We start from the raw sequence: 17,139 nt of genomic DNA, 5'->3' as shown, positions 1-17,139 counted from the left end.
TTGTTTGCTAGTCTTTTTTTAGTTTATTATTATTTTGATCATATTCAGATGGAATAGAGATAAGTGGCAGTTTAATAATAAATGTTGTACCGATATCTATTTTACTGATTACTTCAATTTCACCGTTATTTGCATCGATGATACTTTTAGAGACTGGTAATCCAAGGCCCGTACCAGTGATTTTAGTTGTGAAGAAAGGATTAAATATCTGTTTTATCACTTCCTCATTCATGCCACATCCATTATCTCGTATTGAAAGAATAGCTTGATCCTGTGTGTGATCCACCTTGATTTCAATGATACCTTGTTTATGTTCTACCATTGCATCTTTGGCGTTTTGAATAAGATTGATGATAATTTGTTTAAATTGGTCGACAGCCACATGAACAAGCGTTTGATGATCGGTATAGCTTTTTATCGTTCGAATATTATTCATCGATAAGTCATATTCTAGAAATGTTAGTGTCTCTCTCACAATATCTCTTAAATCTACTATTTCTACATCAAGTTTTGTAGGCTTTCCGAGTAATAAGAATTGTCCTACGATTAAATTGATACGTTCTAATTCTGCTTTTACAATTTTAAAATATTGGTTTTCATGTTTAGCATCATATTGCATTTCCAGTAAATCTACAAACCCTTTAATCGATGTTAATGGATTCTTTATTTCATGTGCAGTATTAGCTGCAAGTTGCCCTATCAATTCTTTCTTTTGAGAATTAATATCTGCAAGTAATAATTCACTTTCTTTCTGTGCTTTATAGCTATGATAAAAAAGTTGTAAGGTTGCAATAAGTAATGAAAATACTAATGCTGCAAGTAGAACTTTTTCAAATACTTCACGATAAATATTCTTATTTGAATTGATTGTAAGATTCCAATCAACTTTTAAAAATTTCTGTGATTCTTTTATATTAGTGAATATAGGGTGATTTGACTGAAAAATGATATGATCATTAAAGTCTGTAATCGTTACAGTATTATCTTTTTGAAGAGAATCAATGACTGTACCAATTGTATTAATATCAATTTCTGCAACGACAAGATTACTTGTTTTTTCGTCGGTAATATTTTTTGTAATGTAAACGACATTCTTATTCATATTATTTTTACGAACGTCACTAATCGCCACATTATTTAAAGTTCTTTTTTCGATATGATTGAAGAATTTCATGGATTCTATTTTTTTACCAATCATTGCTTCAGAATTTGAATTGATAACTGTCGCTTTATGATCTAGAACATAGATATTAATGATACGGTGGTCACGATTTTTAAGCACTTGTATCTTTTTATCAATATTTACTTTATCTTTTTCATAAATAACTGTAGTAGCAACATTTTCAACTGCAGAAGTTGTTTCACTAAAAAAAGAATCAACCTGTTCCGTATGAATTCCGATAGATTTTTTTATGTTTTCACGAAGATGTATTTCTTCGTTATGCGCTAATAAATACCAGAATAATGCTGAAAATAACAATGTAATTATGATATTATAAATGACGTATTTTTTGATATTATTCATATATTTCTCCAGTTTTAAAAGTCATATTAAAAATCATGCTATAATATCACAAAGAGGTGAAAGCATGAAAAAAGGATTAATTAATATACATATTATAACAACAAATAACATCAAAGGTGCAATGTTTCATGAAAATAATGCATTTAATATATTTAAAGCAGCAACTTACATAAAATTAGCTAGGCAAAGTGGACAAGTTCTGTTAATTAATAATGGTCAGCTTATCACTGGTTCTGCAGAAAGTGAATATTATGCAGGTTTAAAAGAATATAAACGTATTCCATTAATAACACTTATGAATCTCCTGAAATTTAATGCAACTAATATTACAATTAAAGACTTTTCTTTAGGCTTTAACTATTTTAGCAGAGCACATGCGATGAGTGAATTTCCATTTTTATCATGTAATATATTAAATAAATCTACGAAAGAGCCATATTTTAATACTCCGTATATCATTCACCAATATAAAGGTATTAAAATAGGTGTGATTGCTTTATCAGAAGCAGTACAATTAGAACATGAAACAATGATTGTATCCAATCCTATGGCATCGATTAAGACTTGGATGAGATATATGTACGATAATGAGAGTCCAGATTATGTCATTGCATTACATAATGGACAAATCACAGATTTAATTACAGAAGAAGAAATTTTATGTGTTGAAGGTGTTCATTTATTACTGACAAATAATAAAGAACAGGGTATTGCACATGAATACACAGAAATCATTCATTTACCGGAAAGTTCATCGCTATTACATATAAAATTGATGTTTAAAGAGCGTACAGACTCTTTTGAGAACAAAGGATGTTCATATGAATTTATAGATATTTCAAGATATGAAGAAGATTATTTGTTAAAGGAATCTACTTATTATGAAGAAAAAGAATATTCACTTGTCAGAAAGAAAAAAATCCTTAGTGACTAAGGATTTTTTAACTATAGATGAGCATTAATAATATTACAGCAAGTATTTGACCTAAAATAGGTGTAATCAAACGTTTCGTATTATGATAGCTTAGAGCTAGAATAAATTGAGTTAAAAAGATAAAAAGCAATAACTCAATACTTAAGGAATACATAAACAAGCTTGTTACACATAAACTGACGATACAAGCTGATACAAACTGATTAAATCGATCATCGAGATAATTTTGCAACATATTACGAAAGAACAGTTCCTGTAAAGGTATAGATATAATTAATGTTATTATTAGCTGCCATTTTACATAAACACCAAGCCCAACAATCACTTTTAATAAATGAAAGTAAGTAATATCTTTCATTATGAAAGATAGGATGGTATGTAAAATAACGATTACAAAACTTGCAAGAATACCTGTAATGATCGCATCTAATAAACGCTTAGAATGAATATTGCGTTCATAGAAGATATATCCGATAGAAGAGAATAACATTAATCCAGTATATAAATGCCAGAACACTTGATGTTCACTTCTCATTCCGAACAATATAATGTGAAAGATAGTAAATAAAATTAAAAAACCATAGACAGGCTTTTTTATCATACTCATTATTTTATGCCTCTGAAATGATTGTATAACGTTTATGGTTAATAACAGTTTTCTCAGGGATTTCTAATTTCTCGAAGTTTTCCATAATCGTACAATCCACAATCACTGAATTCTCATTAACTTTCTCAACGATACCTTGTTTTCCTTCGTGAAACTCAATAATATCTCCAACTTTAGCTGCCATAATTTTTCCTCCTTAAAAACATGCTAATTGCTATTATACTAAATTTGATACATATTGAACATAAAAATTTATTGAATATTCAAGAGATTTTTTAATGAAGACCATTTTAATGATTGTGATAAAAGAAAGTTAACTTCTTTTGTGCGTTCTTCTTATATTTTTTTATTGTAGACACACTAACCTTCATATCATCTGCTATTTCCTTCATTGAATGACCTTTCAAAAATAACGTTAGCCACTGATATTCTTCACGATTTAAATAATTTTTTATTTCTTTTAATGTCAAATGATCATATGAATCATAGAAATGATTACTATGATTCATAATATCGTCACTCATTAAGATAAACCGTTCATTTCTTTTAGATAATTTTCTAATTTCATCGATAAAGAAAAATTTGAGTTTTGTATAGATATAGTGATCTTTATTAGATGTTTTGTTGGAATCATAAGATTGATCTAATTCCCAAAGTTTTATTAATGCCATTTGATAAAACTCATCAAAGTCATAAGTTAATTGATATTTATGAATGAGGTGAAAGATTAATTTTTCATATTTATCCTTTGTTTCTTCAAACATATTTTCCCCATTGAATATCTAGATATTCTATTTTTATTTCCGGATGAAGTAAGTATATTCAAAATTTTTGTTAATTAAAAATTAACATTTCAATAAAAATTGTTCAGTTTATTAAAAAAATATAGTTTTATTGTCAAAAATTGATTAAAAAGTGAAGTATTTAGATAGATTTATTTATAATAATGAGGAATTGATAATTTGATAAGAGGTGAATATTATGTTAGAAATGCCGCTTTGTGCAACTGATATGTGTATTTATCAAAGTCCGGAAGCAGAAGGAAAGACTCAAATATATTCCTTTTGCGGGGAAGTTAGAACTGTTGATGAAAGACCAGAAAAGTTATTGGATCAAACATTAATTTTCTTCGGAAGTAATATCAAAACCCGTAGACAGTCTGCAAAAGTATTAACTAAACATATGCATCATCTTCCAATTATTATTGAACCATCTATTCAATGGATGTATTATCCAATACATCAGACAAAAACGCATTTTCAATTATTTATACAACATCAGATGATCTATCATTTTGAAGGTAAGAAGGAGCAGACAAGAATATTTTTTATAAATAACATGGAATTGATTGTGCCTCAAAATATAAATTTTATACATAAGCAACATCAAAAGGCACTGTTACTCGCAGACTTACAATCCAAAATAATAAAACGGCAATTGCACTTAAGCAACTACCGTTAGAAATGTTTTTAAGGATTATAATGACTTTATTATTTGTCGATAAAAAATTTGTGGAAAATTTTATTTAATACAAAAGGTACTTCTTCAGATACACTTTTAATATGAATACGCTCAGTTAACTGATGCGCATCTTTCCCAAAAGCACCGATATTAATTACTGGTGCTTTTAATTTTTTCATAGCTGAAAAAGGTATATCGTAATGTGTTTTGAAACCAGGTGTATTATCAGCAAATATATTAGTATCACTATCATCGTGTGTATAGTTAACATAACTTAAATCTGAAATACCGTTAAAGTAATGAATTTTTGTTGTATCACGATTAAACTGTTTCTTCATTTGTTTAATCGCATATTTTGTAATTAATTTTATTAATTTATCTTGACTGCTATTAACTGAAGGATAGTATGGTGCATTGAAATAAGTTACAACCGTATAGTCATTACTGTTATCTAAAAGCAATAAGTCTTTAATAACTGTTTGAGCATATAGTCGATTATCTGTTTGTTCTATATTACTGATAATATTATGGATAGTTTCATGACCATGTTTCTTTTTCATTGATTTAATTAATGCTTCAAAAGTTATTACTTTTATTTTTGGTGATGTTTCAAATACTAATCCTAAGTCACGAGAACATTCTGCAACAGTACGTTCTACGATTTGATTAAACAGTTTGAAGACATGTGCTGCACTTTGTTCAAATAAGAACACGTTGTAGTAACTTGATGCCATAAAAGGTGTCTGAACATTGTAATCTTCTTTTAGATCTTTCATATAAAGACTAACAGGTAAAGGTGTTTCTTCGTTTTTATATCGTTCAAGAAATTGTGTATTATATTCTAATTCAGAATTGATACGACTTATTAAATAGTTAGCACTAAGGCCATTTAATGGTTCTCCAACATGTGTTTCTTTTCCATAAACAAATACAGATGGCATCACTTTACCGATGCTACCATTATAAATATAATAATTATCATCATGTGGATATTGACTAAATGCAGGCTCACCATTCATGATAAGCAATAATTTTAAGTTTTCCTGTTCAATAAATTCTGATAGTTCAGAAACAGCACATCTCATACCCGATGAATTTACTTCTTCGTCAGGAACAGTTAATAAAATGATATTAATTGGCCATTCTTCATGGATTGCTTTTTCAAGTAAGCTTAAATGCATCATTAATCCAGATTTCATATCCATGATGCCACGTCCAAATAAATACTGATTTGATAATATATCAGATTGATGATACTCATTAAATTCATTAAGGTTACTAGCAAATGATTTTGCTAACGCATCACTATCGAATGCATATGCTTCAAATGATCCATAATCATTTGTATCAACAGTGTCATAGTGGCTCATAATAATCACTGTATCATCTGTTACATGTGAACGATACATTGCAGCTACAGCATTCTTGTGATCATTCGTCTCAATTAATTTAATATGAGAATCATGCTGTTTAAAATAATCTAATTGTTTAAGTGTCTGTTTAATATAAAAAGGAAAGTTGACTTCACCTTCAGTATTTGTGATGCTGTCATGTTTAACAAGGTCTTTTAAAAGTGCAATTCTGTCTTCTGGTGTTTGCCAAAGTAAACGCATAAAAAATCTCCTTAAATTCATATTTAAAAGCAATATGTAATTTTATTTATATCAGACATATTTGTGCTCTCTTATAACAATTATACATATTTCTTCACAAATAGAAAATATTAAATAAAAGTAATTCAAATAAAATTTACAAAATTAAAAAAACTCTAATGAGGTTTTTTTATTTCTACAACTGGTGAAGTTATCTTTTTAGTAGCATTCATACTAAGTGTATAAACTAAGAAGATGGTAACAAGAATCATAAAGATTAATATTGAAGCCACATGATCATTAAAATATTTCCCCCAATTATTTGCTCTGAACAATCCAATAAACATGCCATGTAAGAGATAAATAAACATGGTTCTTGAACCAATATACGTTAGAGGGAGTTTACGGTTCGGTACAACATTTAAAAAGCTTGCAGTACTAATTAGAATGATTACATAAATAATGGCACGTTTTATGCCACTGTACAGATCAGAAGCTTCATGTTCAAGTTTAACATATGGTTTACTTCCGAATAGCCACTCAAAATTAAAGTCTGTTAACATATAGAAAATAAAAACAATCGTCAACATGAATATAGAAACTGGAATATACTTCTTATTTCTAATATATTTAAATTGTTCTGGTTGCGCATAATACCCAATTAAAAACAAAGGAAAGAAAACAAATGTTCTTGATAAACTTAATGTATTATTAATAAATGGTAAGTATCCGACGATTATTCCAATGATGAATGAAACAATAAGCGTAACCCATGGATTTATATCTTTTACGATAAAAAGCATGACCTGCCATGAAAATAAACTGAGTAGAAACCACATTGCCCATTGGGGATCAAATGGATTTAAATCTACGGTGTTTACGTCATCGATAAAATAATAATAAAAAGCATAAAAACTCTGAAAAATAATGTAGGGTAGTAATAACTTCTTAGTTACTTTTTTGATATACCCTGGTTTATGAATGCCTTTAGCAAAGTAACCGGAAATCAATACAAAAGCAGGCATGTGAAAGCTATAGATAAACATATATAAAGCTTGTAAAAAATGGCTTTCATTTATGAAAGAACGTAATAAATGACCAAAAACTACTAAAACAATTAATAAAAATCTTGCATTATCAAAATAATGATCTTTTTCTTTATTCATAAAAAAATCTCCTTAAAAATATTCTCTCAAAAAATTAATTATATTGCACACTTATGAATTAAATCTACAAATTAAATATGCTATGATAAAATATAAATAGCCTACAATTTTTTATTAATTCATTATATATCGTTGCTAAACTAAATAATTGGGCTTATAATCTATATAAGAAAAACGTTGGGAGACAATAACATGGATGAAAAGCGACTTAAAAGATTTGGACAATTAATTTATTTTATGGATTCTAAAATTGATGAAATTGCTTCTGCAGAATTAACTGATGTGACTTTAACGCGTGAACAATTATATATGCTGGAACTTATTGCATCAGAAGAGAACATGACACAAAAAAAGTTGATCTATAAGTTAAATAAGGAACAGACAGCAGTTTCTAGAGCAATAAAAAAATTAGTTGATAACGGTTTTGTAAAAAAAGAGCAGAGTATTTATGATTTAAGATCTACAGTGTTAATTGCAACTGAACAGGGTGAGAAAGCTTTAGAACGTGCAGAAGATATTAAAGCTAAAGTTGTACGTAGCTTTATGCGAGAGCTAAATTCTGCAGAATCTGAAGAATTAATTCAGTTATTAGAAAAAATATATCATTCATTTGCTCTTAGAGATCCATTTCGTTTTTAATTGTAAATCATCAGCTATTAGTAAATCGACTTAAATATTCATTTTAGTATTATATAGCCTAAAAGCCAGAAAAATAACCTTCCTAATTCTTATTAGGAAGGTTATTTTTTTATTAAATGTATTCATGAACAATATAATTTAATCCATCTAGTCCTAATGACTTATATAAACGCGCGATAATTTTCGCGTTGTTAGCAGCCCAGCGAACATCAGTTGCATATTGATGTGTTGCAGTATTTTCTGGATTCCAGCGCATTTGGTGTAGTGTACGTTGACCATTATCAATATATGCGTTACGTACATATTCAGCGCCACCAATGATTGCTTTAGAAACAGAATCCCAACCGTTTTTCTTAGCGTAAGCAATGCCGCCTAATTCTACATTATTATCTGTAGCTTTAGTACCATACGTATTATAGTATTTCTTCGCTGCATTTTCGATAATACGCGTATTATCGTCGCTGATACCTAACCCGTTTGATAATCTGCTTTTACCATGTCCAGTTTCAACAAGTGCATGTGCGATTAAATAGATTTCATTAATCTTAAATTGTTTTGCTGCAGCTGCAAAAGCAGCACCTTGATTTTCTAGAATACCTTTACCAACAAGTAGTTTGTTTAAATTTTTAGCTGAAATACCTTCAGATTGTCCTAAATCTAAAAATTGATACTTTAACTCAGGATCATTTAAAGCGTTTTTTGTATCCATATTCGCTTTAATTTCGCTATCTTCTGCTAAACGTTCGTTATATACTCTTGCTGGTGTTGAGAATACTACTTTAGGGCCCGCATTACGTGCAGGATTTTTTAATCGAGATTGTTTCGCAACAGCAACTTCTAAACTTTCAGGTGCTTTTAATTTTACGACATTTTGTGAATAAAGATAGCTATCTGGAACATATCCAGTTGTTTTATCATCTAATAATACTTTATGCCAAACAGCATTGCCAACTTTATCTGTACGAATGACTTGTATAGTTTTAGAAGATAATGTACTTAATTTTTTAATACGTTGAGATTTAGAACCACCAGGAATTGAATAAATATATCCTGAAGATTTCTTAATCGTATAAGGCATCTTTGTCCATGATACTGTTTTAAATTGCTTTTCTTTAATAAATGTATCACTGATCCAACCTAAAAATTTATTTTTTGGATCGGCTACACCATAATATTGCTTGTTATTTTTCTTTGCTGACTGATTAATGTAGAGTTGCATATTAACCGGCTTTGTCTGTGCCTTTTTTGTAGATTTAATATCTGTATATAAAACAGCATTCTTAGCATCTGTGCGACCAATTAATTTAACATTTTTCATGTCAGTAATTTTAACGGCAGTCTTTGATGGAGAAACTGATTTTAAGGTCATTTGATTTAAATTAACCCAGCCAGTTAAAGCATTCACTGTGCCAAAATAATATGATGTTTGACCGACTTTTACAAATTGAGAAGCTTTAAATTCTTTTCCTGTTAATCCTTTTAAACTTCCAACCACTTGTTTTGAACTACCCCAAGGTGTTGAATAAATACTTTTAGCAGTACTATTTAATGTAAACCTTTTTGACGTTTTTGATGGTGGAGTAATTGAAAATGATTTTGTATCTTTTGCTTTTACCCAACCACGTGGGATGTTTTTATTGTCAGTTAATGAATAATAAGTAACACCATTTAACACAGCTTTCTTGTTTACATAATAAGCGGTGTTTGATTTTGAACCTGCTTTCGCTGTCGCAGGGTTACCAACTGAAGTATACACATCCGTATTTTGCCATTTAATTTTGGCAATACGACGTTCATTCGATGTGACGACTTTGCCCGTATTGTTTGGTGCAGGAGTCACCTTAGGTGGTGTGTTACCCGGTGCTGGCACAGGTGTGGCTGGCATCTTGCCAGTTAACTTATAATTATATTTTTCAGAAACAAGATTGTAGAATTCATCGAAAGTGTAGTTGTTGGCCTGGAACCACCCGATTGGATCAGTATGATCTGTTCCACCAAGGAAGTTTGATACGCCTTTATGGTTCCAAACAGTACCATTACCATCATAGTGAGCATTATCTAACGGTAAACCATAATATAATAAATTTGTAGCAAAGTAATCTGCGTAATTATTGATAGAACGGCTAAATGCTTCTTTACCATATACACGAACTAATTCTACGTTGATGAAACGGGGGTTTGCAACAGGACCAGCTCCCCATGAAATATAATCAGTATCAGCTACTTCAACGATACGCTTATCATCGATAAATGCATGTACGAAAGCATTCGTGTAATTACGTTTCATATAAGCAATTTCACCATCAATTTTAGATGTAGGGTTAGCTGTTTCGTGTGCTACGATACCTTCCGGTTTAGCGACACCATTGCGATATGCAATTTTTGGTGAATTGAAAAAGCTTTTTTCATACACAGGAACTGTCCAGTTATTATATTTTATGACTTCATTAACTGACATAGAATCGATATTTTTTGCTTTAGTTGTTGCCGTTGTTCCTAAAGTTCTTGTTCTTGCTGTTGTAGTAATTGCTGTTTTTTTAGGTTGAGCAGCTGCAGTAGGCACTTCAGTAGTAACCGCTTCAGCCGTTGGTGTTTCCGAAGAAGTCGAATCTACAGTAGGCGCTTCAGTAGTAGGCGCTTCAGCCGTTGGTGTTTCCGTAGAAGTCGTATCTACAGTAGGCGCTTCAGTAGTAACCGCTTCAGTTGTTGGTGTTTCCGTAGTTTTTAGTTGTGAAGTTGAAGATGTTTCAGTATTATTTTTTACTTGAGTTAATGAATATTGTTCAGCAATAGATGCAGGATTTGATAAATCATTTGTAGCAATCACATTAACTGGAACTTTTGATTCATTTGCAGTACTTGGATTAACTGTTTCGTTTGTCGTGCTATTAATTGCGTCTGTTTTTACAACCTCATTTTCTGCAGCATAAGCAGCTGTTGTTGTACCAGCAAACATCATTAACATTAAAGCAGGTGTTTTGTAATAAAATTTATTATCCATGTGTACTTCCTTTCTCAATTTAATTCATAATTTCATTCTCTTCTATTATAGGGTCATTTATTCAATTAGTATATAAAGGATTTGAATTGTAATATTACTTTAATATATGAAATACTAAATTCATAAAGTAAAATAATATATGCATACGTTTAAAAGATTAAATTCATTTGTTATTTTCTCAAAAGTAGTTGAATAAAAAAACCACCATCAATTTATATATCGAAATTGATGGTGGTTTAAATTTGTTTAATGCATTTTTAATATCGCAGTATATTGCCAAAAAAGTTCCATATGCTTCATATCCCAGTGAGTCATACCCATTGCATACCCTGATGGTGTAAAGATCTGGATGTTAGATACTTCTAAAACTGCTGCAATTAAGTATTGATCAAATACATCAAGTGATGTGAAGGTTTGACTTAAATTTTCACCATCAAATACGAAATCTAATGGTACGTCATAATCAAAAATATTAATTTGATTGAATATCGCTGGAATTGCTAATATATAGCACGCTCCATCCATAAGAGGATTGTTTGCAGCATCAGTATAATATATTAACAAAGCTTCGTAATTTTGCTGATGATAATCATCAACAAAATAAAAGTCTTTACGTTTATTTGATAAATCACGAGGTGAAACAATGATATCTTGTAATTTATCAAACATTTGGTTAATATGCTCATACTTTTCATAGGTTTTACGAGTTGCCATAAAGGATCACTCCAATTTATTGTTGATTTAGAGGAACAGTATTATTTTGGTTTACTGGCTGCCTCACAACGTTTTGTGGTGCTTGACCACTTTGATTGTTACTATTTGCATTGATATCGCTTCTAATAATATTTGTATTAGTAACAGAATTATTATTAGAATTGTTTGGATTAACTTCTGAAGTAGCGGGTGCCTGATTGATTATCTGATTATTATTTTGTTGTGGAATTACTGGTGCCTCAGTAATAACAGGAACAGGTGCAGGCTCTTCTATTACTGGTGGTGCTTGTTCAGTAACAGGTGCACTTTCTACAGTTTTTGGCGCTTCAGTTGCTATAGGTTTTGATGAACTTCCATTATTAGATTCGTTTGTTTTATTCTCTTTTGTATTATTTTTCTTATTTTTCTTATTTTTCTTCTTTTTGTCTTTCATCAATTGTTTAAAATCTTTTTCAATTTGCTCAAGGTCAATTTTTTCTAAGGGTATTAAATCACCCTTTAAAGCGATTACTTTATAATCGAGTAATGACGATTTCTTCTCTTCAGGTAGTTGTAAATCTTTGCGTAGAAGTTTAGATATCTTATAAATATGTTCAAATACAGGGTTATAGTAATACACACCGTTATACATATAGTCAGTACCTTTTAACTGCATTTGTTTAAACGCTACATCATTTGAAGTATAGTAGGAAGCTAATGATGTGATATTTTCAAAAGTTAAATTATGTTTTGCATTATTGCCAACAATTTCAACAAGTTCATCTAGTTTTGAAATAGAGTTGGTATCTTTAGCTTTTTTAACGATTGCTTCAATCATTTGCATCTGACGTTTACCACGACCTAAGTCAGTATCCACATGTCTACTTCTTACAAGGGCAAGTGCTTCGTCACCGTTAATTAATTGTTTTCCTTTTTTTACTTTGATTCTACCTTTATCTAATTTTGTAGGCTCATTGATATCAAATGGTACATCAAATTCAATGCCACCTAATTCATCGACAATATCAACAAAGGCCTGCATGTTTATACGTGCATAATAATCAACTGGGACATTAAAGATGTTTTCTACAGCATGCATAGAGCTTTCTGGACCACCCTCCGCATGTGCGTGTGTAATTTTATCATATTGCTTTACAGAAGGAATATAAGCTAAAGTATCACGAGGGATACTCACTAGTCTAATTTGTTTATTACTACGGTCAAATGTTGCTAGTATCATTGCATCAGTACGTGCTTCAGACACTTTCTGACCATTTTCTCTTCTGGAAATGCTATCGTCAATACCTAAGAATAATATAGAAATATGATCCATTGAAGGATCGACAGCTTTTTCTCTCAAATTAGATTTATCACTATTTTTGCTAAACGATAAATCAATTGCACCTTTTGTTGTACTATATAAATATGCAGCATAGGATACAGGTACAATTACTAAACTCAAAGAGAGTAAAATTAATATTGCTCTGAAAGTCTTATTCATATTATGCTCCTCAAATTAGTTTAATAAACTATTAAATTATATAGCTAATTATGGAAAATAACAATAAAAATCGAAATGATTTTGATTAATTCATATTTTACTCCGAATAAATGAATTTGTTGTGTTTAAAATAATAAAGTTCTGAACGGAAAGATACTTCAATATGTCAAATTTTTAAAATGAAACATTTAGGATAATTATGATAGGGAAAAAGATTGTAAATAAAATTAAATTATTGTAAATTTAAAGTTGCAATAGGCTATTGATGTTACATTCATTTATAAGGGGATAGAGATATGAATTCAATCAATTTTGAAGATTTAAATAAACGTTTTTTAATGGATAATAATTTATTAGCCGTAAAGATTATAAAAGATGGTATTGATTTTTATTTTAAATTAGCATTAAAAGATGAGTATCTACCACTAGTAGTTTTCTCAAATGGTGCTTATGATCCAAATCGTGCAACACCTCCAATTTTTATGAGAAATTCATGGCATCCTGAATATGAATTCAGTGCCATCTTCATAGATGATAGAACACTCCATGATCATTCACTTCGAATTGGTTGGGGTGTAGGGACGAAAGACAGACATTTTTTAGTTGATTATTATGAAGTAATCGTGAAGATTTGTGAAATTATTGGCAAAGAAAGTAAAGACGTGTATTACTATGGTTCTTCAGCAGGTGGCTTTATGTCAATATATTTAGCAACTTTACATAAAGGCTCTACTGCAATTGCAAATAATCCTCAAACTTATGTCACTAAATATAATAAAGCAGCTGTAGATCGTTTATTTAAAGCAGTATTTCCAGGAATGTCTGAAGAAGACATTAAAAAGACATATGCTGGACGTTTCTCGTTAGTAAGTGCAATGAAAACACATAAAAACACGCCGCGTACATATTATATTCAAAATGCACGTTGTAAAGGTGATATGGAAAAACATTGTAATCCGTTCATGTTTGCACTAAAGAAATATAAAGTACCGAGTAGAAAAATTCAATTTATGTTTTACAATAATGACAAAATGGGGCATAATCCTATCAGTAAAGAAGACACGATTCGTATGATTCACTCAGTCGTTAAAGGACATATGATTTTAAACGTGTAGCTTCTAATTAGAATTGAAAGAAGGCATTTAACTTGAAGGAACTTATCGCGCTGTTTAAAGAGCAGATAACGCATATTAATTTAATATATAAATTAGCCATTTATAATATTAAAAGTACGTATTCAAATCACTATTTAGGCGTGTTTTGGAATTTCTTACAACCTTTATTGCAAGTTATTTTATACTATATTGTATTTGGATTAGGTTTGAGAGGCGCAAAAGCAGATGTAGGGCATGTTCCATTCATTATTCATTTAATCAGTGGATTATTCCCATGGATATTTATTTCACAGTCAATAATGGGTGGATCGAGTGCGATTCAATCGAGACTAGGGCTAGTAACTAAAATGAAATTCCCATCAAGTATATTACTTTCTATTTCATTTATGAATACTTTGATTAATCTGTTAATCACATCTTCAATATTATTTATTTTATCTATTTTTAACCACTTAGTACCATGGTGGCATTATTTCTGGTTTATTTATTTTATTATTGCAAGTTATGCATTTATATTTGGTTTCTCACTTATAATGAGCACCCTAGTAATACTTGTACGTGACACTAAAAATATTTTACAGAATGTAATGAGAATGGCTTTTTTTGTTACTCCAATATTTTGGGTACTCGAGAATGCTAACCCCATCATGCATAAAATCAATGCATTTAATCCATTTGGTTTTTTAGTGGGTATTTATCGGTCAGCATTCACAAAAAGCGATGTATTAATTTACGGTACTTGGCATGATCATTTTTGGTTCTGGTCAATAACTTTATTATTAATATTCGTGGGCAGTCAGGTTCACTTTAAGTTTAGAAATAAGCTTATCGATTATTTATAAAATTTAGTAAACATGTTTTTCATGAAAATAAAATGATTTGGATGGATGTAAATGAGTAAAGTAGAAGTAACTAATGTATCCAAAGTATATGATTTAAATACGAGCAAAAAAGATAAGATTATTTCATTATTTAGTTTTAAAAAGAAGAAAATTGCATCACCTTACTTTGCATTGAGAAATGTTACATTTAGTGTTGAAGAAGGTGATTCTGTAGGTATTATTGGTCTTAATGGTTCTGGAAAATCTACATTAAGCAACTTGATTGCAGAAGTAACCCAACCAACCGCTGGTACTGTAAAAATTGAAGGAAGAAGTTCTTTGATTGCTATATCAGCTGGACTAAATAATGAATTAACCGGTGAAGAAAATATAAGAATGAAATGTTTGATGCACGGATTGACTGAACAACAGATTAATGAAAGATTTCAAGATATTGTTGATTTTTCAGAATTGGATAAATTTATTTATCAACCAATTAAAAGTTATTCAAGTGGTATGCGATCTCGTTTAGGTTTTGCTATTGCCATACACACTGAACCGGATGTATTAATTGTTGATGAAGCACTATCAGTTGGAGATGAAACATTTTCAAATAAATGTATAGAACGAATGAAAGACTTTCAAAAACAAGGTAAGACGATATTTTTCGTCTCTCACTCTGCAAGTCAAATAAAAAAAATGTGTGATAAAGCCTTGTGGTTAAATTTTGGAGAAGTCGTTGAATATGGAGAATGTAATAAAGTAATTCATAGTTATGTTAAATTTATGAGAACTTTTAAAGCTAAATCCAAAGAAGAACAAATTGAATATAAAAGACAAATGATAGAAAAACAACAACAACAACAAACACTTCAAAAAGAATCTAATACGATTGATTTTACGAATATATTAACTTTTATTTTATTATTCGGAATTACAATCATTAGTAGCATCATTCAATTTATAAAGTAAGGAATTGAGTAATTTATCCAGCTCAATTCTTTTTTGTTTAATTATGGTAAATAAAACATAAAATATCTCTAAATTGTTAAGAATATGTATATTTCGCCATTAGCTATACACAATTTATATATACTATACTATAATGAAATATGTAAAAAAATTAACACTAGGAGAAGTTATGAAAAAAATTGTATTGTTATTTGTTGTTATTTTTAGTTTTGTTTTAACTTTTAGTGCATTTAATGTTCAAGCAGAAACATTAAACAAAAAAACGCATCCAGGTGTAATGGTAAATACTAAATCATATGTACCATATAAATCACTTAGACCCACTACCAAAAATGCACCTACAGATCATAATCAGGGATTTATTGATGGATGTCACGTTGGTAAAAATGTTGGCTATGCTAAAAAAGTTTGTGTCTATGGTACTAAAACTGGTTATCGCTCAACGATAGCTATTATTGGTGATTCTCATTCAGCACATTGGTTAGGTGCAGTGCAACAATTTGCTGAAAAGTATAAAATTCGTGTTTTATATGCTACGAAAAGTGGATGTACTTTGTCTTCAACACCAAGACCAGATTACCCTTCTTGTACAACCTGGAATAAAAGAATTATTCCAAGAATTGCAAAATATAAACCTGATGTTGCGCTAATTAAAGCAAATAATACACAATCAGGCTATAAACATGATCCAGGTATTATTGAAAAGTTTAGGGAATTAAACGCGAATAATATTAAGGTTTTCGCAATTCGTGATACACCTTATTTTAATGTTTATATACCTGAATGTGTAAGAAAATATGGTAGAAATTCTGCGAAATGTAAAGTAGCTAAATCTCATATCCCGCCTAAGCCTGCTTGGGTTACTAGATTAAGAGCAGAACCATATGTGAAATATGTAGATTATACAAATTTAATTTGTAACACGGGTAAATATTGTAATCCTACTCAAGGTAATGTGATACTAGTAAGAGACAAACATCATCTTACAAATTCATATTCTTCAACTTTTAGTTATTATATTTATAAAGATATTTATCGCTTTTTATTAGAAGCGCATGCAGAACGTGTTGCAAAAGGAGTGGCTTAAAAAAGGATGAGACAATTCATGTCTC

At 29.9% G+C, this 17,139-nt stretch carries 15 protein-coding genes and 1 pseudogene; 7 read left to right on the top strand and 9 right to left on the bottom strand.

Translation table 11 applies throughout. The features are described 5' to 3' along the window. Positions 1 to 7 precede the first annotated feature (7 nt). Positions 8 to 1,525, bottom strand: a complete 1,518-nt coding sequence (locus BFS35_RS05215) for an ATP-binding protein (protein WP_099580574.1) — start codon at positions 1,523 to 1,525, stop codon at positions 8 to 10. Between the two features lie 64 nt (positions 1,526 to 1,589). Between BFS35_RS05215 and BFS35_RS05210 the strand changes: the two genes are divergently transcribed. Then, positions 1,590 to 2,459, top strand: a complete 870-nt coding sequence (locus BFS35_RS05210; protein WP_099580576.1) for a bifunctional UDP-sugar hydrolase/5'-nucleotidase — start codon at positions 1,590 to 1,592, stop codon at positions 2,457 to 2,459. A 7-nt stretch (positions 2,460 to 2,466) separates the two neighbouring features. On the opposite strand, the gene BFS35_RS05205 is transcribed toward BFS35_RS05210, so the two are convergent. The 3 genes from BFS35_RS05205 to BFS35_RS05195 form a co-directional block, all read right to left on the bottom strand. After that, positions 2,467 to 3,066 (bottom strand): CPBP family glutamic-type intramembrane protease, encoded by a 600-nt coding sequence (locus BFS35_RS05205; protein WP_099580578.1) that lies wholly within the window; start codon positions 3,064 to 3,066, stop codon positions 2,467 to 2,469. Between the two features lie 4 nt (positions 3,067 to 3,070). After that, on the bottom strand, positions 3,071 to 3,253 hold the full coding sequence (locus tag BFS35_RS05200; protein ID WP_099580580.1) for a YkvS family protein: 183 nt from the start codon (positions 3,251 to 3,253) through the stop codon (positions 3,071 to 3,073). Positions 3,254 to 3,356: 103 nt separating this feature from the next. Next, on the bottom strand, positions 3,357 to 3,830 hold the full coding sequence (locus BFS35_RS05195) for a sigma-70 family RNA polymerase sigma factor (protein ID WP_099580582.1): 474 nt from the start codon (positions 3,828 to 3,830) through the stop codon (positions 3,357 to 3,359). 217 nt (positions 3,831 to 4,047) lie between these two features. On the opposite strand from BFS35_RS05195, the gene BFS35_RS05190 reads away from it, so the two are divergent. Further along, on the top strand, positions 4,048 to 4,527 hold the full coding sequence (locus BFS35_RS05190; RefSeq protein ID WP_099580584.1) for a competence protein ComK: 480 nt from the start codon (positions 4,048 to 4,050) through the stop codon (positions 4,525 to 4,527). Between the two features lie 29 nt (positions 4,528 to 4,556). Here BFS35_RS05190 and BFS35_RS05185 read toward each other — a convergent pair whose 3' ends face one another. Beyond that, positions 4,557 to 6,140, bottom strand: a complete 1,584-nt coding sequence (locus tag BFS35_RS05185) for a M20/M25/M40 family metallo-hydrolase (protein ID WP_158554254.1) — start codon at positions 6,138 to 6,140, stop codon at positions 4,557 to 4,559. 155 nt (positions 6,141 to 6,295) lie between these two features. Next, complete coding sequence (locus tag BFS35_RS05180; protein WP_099580588.1) at positions 6,296 to 7,285, bottom strand: acyltransferase family protein; 990 nt, start codon at positions 7,283 to 7,285, stop codon at positions 6,296 to 6,298. 192 nt (positions 7,286 to 7,477) lie between these two features. Between BFS35_RS05180 and BFS35_RS05175 the strand changes: the two genes are divergently transcribed. Beyond that, positions 7,478 to 7,924 (top strand): MarR family winged helix-turn-helix transcriptional regulator, encoded by a 447-nt coding sequence (locus BFS35_RS05175; RefSeq protein ID WP_099580590.1) that lies wholly within the window; start codon positions 7,478 to 7,480, stop codon positions 7,922 to 7,924. 112 nt (positions 7,925 to 8,036) lie between these two features. Here the strand turns inward: BFS35_RS05175 and BFS35_RS05170 are convergent, their stop codons facing one another. From BFS35_RS05170 to BFS35_RS05160, 3 genes and pseudogenes are all read right to left on the bottom strand, one after another. Continuing rightward, the gene (locus BFS35_RS05170; RefSeq protein ID WP_099580592.1) at positions 8,037 to 10,925 is read right to left on the bottom strand and encodes an N-acetylmuramoyl-L-alanine amidase; all 2,889 of its coding nucleotides are present in this window, start codon (positions 10,923 to 10,925) and stop codon (positions 8,037 to 8,039) included. 246 nt (positions 10,926 to 11,171) lie between these two features. Continuing rightward, positions 11,172 to 11,639, bottom strand: coding sequence for a DUF2538 family protein (locus BFS35_RS05165; protein ID WP_099580594.1), 468 nt, complete (start codon positions 11,637 to 11,639; stop codon positions 11,172 to 11,174). A 280-nt stretch (positions 11,640 to 11,919) separates the two neighbouring features. After that, a pseudogene (locus BFS35_RS05160) lies at positions 11,920 to 13,119 on the bottom strand (LCP family protein); the annotation flags it as partial. A 296-nt stretch (positions 13,120 to 13,415) separates the two neighbouring features. Between BFS35_RS05160 and BFS35_RS05155 the strand changes: the two are divergent. From BFS35_RS05155 to BFS35_RS05140, 4 genes are all read left to right on the top strand, one after another. Next, complete coding sequence (locus BFS35_RS05155; RefSeq protein WP_099580598.1) at positions 13,416 to 14,234, top strand: glycosyl transferase; 819 nt, start codon at positions 13,416 to 13,418, stop codon at positions 14,232 to 14,234. Between the two features lie 32 nt (positions 14,235 to 14,266). Next, on the top strand, positions 14,267 to 15,076 hold the full coding sequence (locus tag BFS35_RS05150) for an ABC transporter permease (RefSeq protein ID WP_099580600.1): 810 nt from the start codon (positions 14,267 to 14,269) through the stop codon (positions 15,074 to 15,076). A gap of 51 nt (positions 15,077 to 15,127) precedes the next feature. Beyond that, complete coding sequence (locus tag BFS35_RS05145) at positions 15,128 to 16,027, top strand: ABC transporter ATP-binding protein (protein WP_099580602.1); 900 nt, start codon at positions 15,128 to 15,130, stop codon at positions 16,025 to 16,027. Between the two features lie 169 nt (positions 16,028 to 16,196). Continuing rightward, positions 16,197 to 17,114, top strand: a complete 918-nt coding sequence (locus BFS35_RS05140; protein WP_099580604.1) for an SGNH hydrolase domain-containing protein — start codon at positions 16,197 to 16,199, stop codon at positions 17,112 to 17,114. Positions 17,115 to 17,139 lie beyond the last annotated feature (25 nt).

Origin of the sequence: Macrococcoides goetzii (genome assembly GCF_002742385.2) — a bacterium.
In the GTDB taxonomy this organism is placed as follows: domain Bacteria; phylum Bacillota; class Bacilli; order Staphylococcales; family Staphylococcaceae; genus Macrococcoides; species Macrococcoides goetzii.
The sequence above is the reverse complement of the archived record's forward strand: the minus strand, read 5'-3'. Positions and strand labels throughout refer to the sequence as shown.

Excerpts from the sequence above, each read along its gene's own strand:
- BFS35_RS05170 (WP_099580592.1), bottom strand. The coding sequence starts at position 10,925 with ATGGATAATAAATTTTATTACAAAACACCTGCTTTAATGTTAATGATG.
- BFS35_RS05165 (WP_099580594.1), bottom strand. The coding sequence starts at position 11,639 with ATGGCAACTCGTAAAACCTATGAAAAGTATGAGCATATTAACCAAATG.
- BFS35_RS05175 (WP_099580590.1), top strand. The coding sequence starts at position 7,478 with ATGGATGAAAAGCGACTTAAAAGATTTGGACAATTAATTTATTTTATG.
- BFS35_RS05195 (WP_099580582.1), bottom strand. The coding sequence starts at position 3,830 with ATGTTTGAAGAAACAAAGGATAAATATGAAAAATTAATCTTTCACCTC.
- BFS35_RS05185 (WP_158554254.1), bottom strand. The coding sequence starts at position 6,140 with ATGCGTTTACTTTGGCAAACACCAGAAGACAGAATTGCACTTTTAAAA.
- BFS35_RS05205 (WP_099580578.1), bottom strand. The coding sequence starts at position 3,066 with ATGAGTATGATAAAAAAGCCTGTCTATGGTTTTTTAATTTTATTTACT.
- BFS35_RS05145 (WP_099580602.1), top strand. The coding sequence starts at position 15,128 with ATGAGTAAAGTAGAAGTAACTAATGTATCCAAAGTATATGATTTAAAT.
- BFS35_RS05190 (WP_099580584.1), top strand. The coding sequence starts at position 4,048 with ATGTTAGAAATGCCGCTTTGTGCAACTGATATGTGTATTTATCAAAGT.
- BFS35_RS05180 (WP_099580588.1), bottom strand. The coding sequence starts at position 7,285 with ATGAATAAAGAAAAAGATCATTATTTTGATAATGCAAGATTTTTATTA.
- BFS35_RS05210 (WP_099580576.1), top strand. The coding sequence starts at position 1,590 with ATGAAAAAAGGATTAATTAATATACATATTATAACAACAAATAACATC.
- BFS35_RS05155 (WP_099580598.1), top strand. The coding sequence starts at position 13,416 with ATGAATTCAATCAATTTTGAAGATTTAAATAAACGTTTTTTAATGGAT.
- BFS35_RS05140 (WP_099580604.1), top strand. The coding sequence starts at position 16,197 with ATGAAAAAAATTGTATTGTTATTTGTTGTTATTTTTAGTTTTGTTTTA.
- BFS35_RS05215 (WP_099580574.1), bottom strand. The coding sequence starts at position 1,525 with ATGAATAATATCAAAAAATACGTCATTTATAATATCATAATTACATTG.